The sequence below is a fragment of the Streptomyces sp. NK15101 genome, assembly GCF_020400725.1.
Taxonomy (GTDB): domain Bacteria; phylum Actinomycetota; class Actinomycetes; order Streptomycetales; family Streptomycetaceae; genus Streptomyces.
Window position 1 is genome coordinate 1 of the sequence record NZ_JAINVG010000186.1, and the last position, 3333, is coordinate 3333.

2 protein-coding genes and 1 pseudogene are annotated in these 3333 nt (G+C 72.8%); 1 reads left to right on the plus strand and 2 read right to left on the minus strand.

Features of this window, described 5'->3' with window-relative positions; genetic code table 11:
• Positions 1-332: pseudogene (locus tag K7G60_RS38450) on the minus strand (hypothetical protein); the annotation flags it as partial.
• A 226-nt stretch (positions 333-558) separates the two neighbouring features.
• A complete protein-coding gene (locus K7G60_RS38455; RefSeq protein ID WP_225805607.1) occupies positions 559-1986 on the minus strand; it encodes an erythromycin esterase family protein in 1428 nt (475 codons plus the stop codon).
• A gap of 257 nt (positions 1987-2243) precedes the next feature.
• Between K7G60_RS38455 and K7G60_RS38460 the strand changes: the two genes are divergently transcribed.
• Positions 2244-3059, plus strand: coding sequence for a trypsin-like serine protease (locus K7G60_RS38460; protein WP_225805608.1), 816 nt, complete (start codon positions 2244-2246; stop codon positions 3057-3059).
• Positions 3060-3333 lie beyond the last annotated feature (274 nt).

Below are 3333 nucleotides of genomic sequence, written 5' to 3' on the forward strand. Positions count from 1 at the left end.
CCGATCATGTCCGGAGCGCCCAGCGGAACGGTGGCGTTACCGAGGGCGCCCTCCTCCACGCAGCCGTCCGCATCCGGCAGGCGCGCCGTACCCGCCGGCCCGTCCCCGGCGTGCGCCTCCGCACCGGCCCCGGGGGCTCCGGTCCGGCGGCGCACCGGGGCTCGGCCCCACCGGGTCAGTGCCGCCCCGGCACCCAGCAGAAGGACGAGGACGGCGAGGACGACCGGCAGGTGCGAGCCGGCCGAGCGGGCCGTCTTGACCATCAGGGCCGCACCGCCGACCACCACACCCGCGAGCCCCACGCCGAGCACCAGGTCTCGCACAGACCTCACCGGGCCCTCCCGTCGCACCGCGCCCCTGCCCCTGCCCCTGCCCCTGCCCCTGCCCCTGCCATCGACTGTTGCCATACGGCCCCTCCCTCGCCCGCATCCTCCTCACCCCGAACATGCCGCCGAAACACCTCCGGACGGGCAGGTCCTCGGCACCGGCGGCATGCTTCCAGGGCCGAAGGCGAACCGCCTCCGGTGAGGAGGTCACCGGGGCCCGCGTCCCGCGCGGTCAGCCGGCCGGCTCGTACGACGGCGATTCGAGCCTGTCCGCCGCCCGGACCCTGTGGAGGTGGATGAGGACGTCGTAGGCCCGGCCGAGGGCCAGGGCGGGCAGGGGGTCCGGGGTGAAGGTCGAGCCCGCGTCGTAGACCGGGCGGGCGCGGTCGAGCCAGGCGCGGGCCACGGCGGGCGCGGTCCGCAGGTCGAGGTAGAAGTCCCGGTACCGGACCCGGTCCAGGGTGTGCTCGTTCGTCCCGGGACGCGCGGCCGGGACGGTGACCGGATTCCAGTCCCCGTCGAGGGAGGTGTCCTTGGTGAGGAAGGAGCCGGCGGCGAAGCTGAAGCCGATCGCGGTGTAGTCGCGGCCCAGGCGGTCGCGCAGTGCCGCGCCTTGGGTCCGCGGGTAGGTGTCCGGATGGGTGGAGAGGTATCCGATGTGACCGTTGTGGGCCGACAGCAGCATCTTGTGGCCGGTGTGCCGATGCCACCACAGCACGTTGTCGGCCATGGCCTGGTCACGCAGGCGCTCGGCGGCGGTGACCGAGGCCGGGTCGGCGAGGTCGACGGTGGCGAAGGTGAACGTCTGCGCGATGTTCCGGGCGTGCTGCACCGTCCACGCGTGGTCGTCGCCGTCGCCCGCCCGGTGTCCGGCGACCAGGTCGAGCGCCTCCTGGGCGCGTGCGGCGTTCTCCTCGCGTTCGGCGACCGGTTTGCGCAGGTAGGCGAACATGTCGTCGAAGGGACGCAGCCGGCCGTACAGCTCGGTGAGCCGGGGCAGCGCCTCCGGCCGGGTCTCGCGGACGGACGACAGGACGCGCTCGAAGACGGGGTCGCCGAGCTTCGGCGCTCCGAGGTCGTCCCCCATGAAGTGGACCCGGCGGTCGGGATGGCGGCGGTTGTGCTCGCGCATCCAGCCGATCAGGCTGACGAACTCCTCGCGCTCCCAGGGGGATCCGGCCAGCGTCGCCTCCGCGATCCGCCGCGGGTCGCCGGGACCGCCCTGGAGGTACTCGTCGATCCTGAGCCCCGCCGACCAGCTCATCTCCAGGGCGAAGGTGGTGAAGCCGCGCTCCTCGACGAAGTGCCGGAAGACGCGTTCCTTCATGGCGAAGAACTCGTGCGAACCGTGCGTGGCCTCGCCCAGCCCCACCACCTTCGCGTTCCCGGCCATGCCGCTCAGCGCCCGGAGGTCCGCGGTCCGGCCGCCGGGTTCCGTGGTGCGCAGCGGGTGTGCGACCCGTTCCAGGGACCGTACGACGGCAGCTTCCCGGCCTGCCGGTACACGGTCGGCCGAGACGGCTGATGCGGCGAGCGAGGTCGAGGCCGTTCGTGCGGCCGGTGCCGCGGATGCCGCCGCGGTGGCCAGCGCCGTGGCGGTTACCGCCCCCGTGAGGGCGAGCAACCCTCGCCGGCCGGCCCTCTTCCTGTACCCGTGCATGTCGATCACTCCTTGCGTGCGGCGCTTCCTGCACCGATGAAGTGATCTTCGTGTGCTGGGGAGTGGAGCGCGCTGGGGTGGTCCACCGGCTTCCTCCAGAGGCCATCCCTGGTACGGGGCGGGGGTTACCCCCCGGCACCCGGCCGGGAACGTGAGGGGGTACCCCCACCGAACTCGGGGCGCTACCCGGATGGTCCGGTGGATCCAGAACCGAGCAGGGTGACGGACACACCCGGATTCCTACGAGGAGGTCCCCTGTGCTCAGCTTGCGGTCCGTCGGCCGCCGCACGGCGCGCGTCACTGCCGTCGGCGCTCTCGCCGTCGCCATGTGCACCACCCTGATGGCCAACGGCGCCGGAGCGATCGTCAACGGAACCGATTCCACGGAGCGTTACCCGTTCATGGCGACGATCCCGGAGTCGGCCCCGGAGCACGGCGTGTACGACGGCAACTGCGGGGCGTCGCTGATCGATCCTCAGTGGGTGCTGACCGCGGCTCACTGCGTGGAGGGCGACGGCCTCGAACTGGACGGCATCGTCCGGATCGGCAGCGGGGAGCGGAAATCCGGGGGGACCGTCCGGGCCGTCGAGCGCACCGTCGTTCACCCCGGGTACGTGAACGGTGAAGGGGAGGCGCCCAACCGGGACGACATCGCGCTGGTCCGTCTGGACCGCCCGGTCACCGAAGAGCCCGTCCGGATCGCGAAGCGGGTCGGGCGGCCCGGCACTCCGACCCGGATCCTGGGATTCGGAACCACCGTCGACACCGGACTGGAGTTCGCGGAGCGATTGCAGCAGCTCGAAACCCGCACGGGCAGCGCCGCCGAGTGCGAATCGGGCTACGCGGACAGGACACGGCTGTGCACGATCAGCCGGGTGCCCGACGCCATGGCGTGTTTCGGGGACTCCGGCGGGCCGCAGCTCCAGAAGGACGGGCAGGGGCGGTGGGAGCTCATCGGGACCACCTCGGGCCCCGGCGCCCCGGGGGTCGCGTGCTCTGCCGGGCCGGGCCTCTACACCAGCGTGCCGGCCTACGCCGACTGGATCCGGAGGACCCTCAGGCGCCACTCCTGAGCGCCGGCGGGGCCGACGGAGCCGCGCGGCAGCGCGCTCCGGAGCGGCTTCCCCGCCGGCACATCAGGCTGCACGCCGTGCGGTCCGTCGGGGCCCGCATGTCCGGCACACCTCCCTCAGGAGTACCGAATTCCCCCATTTACAAGGGAGTTGAGCATGGGAGGCGTCGAGGCGGGCATCCGGCGCCCATGGGAGAAGACACCGAGAACAGCCCCTCGCCGCTCCGCCGGACACGGAGACGCTCGGGAGGGAGATGGCGCCTCGTCACCGGCGC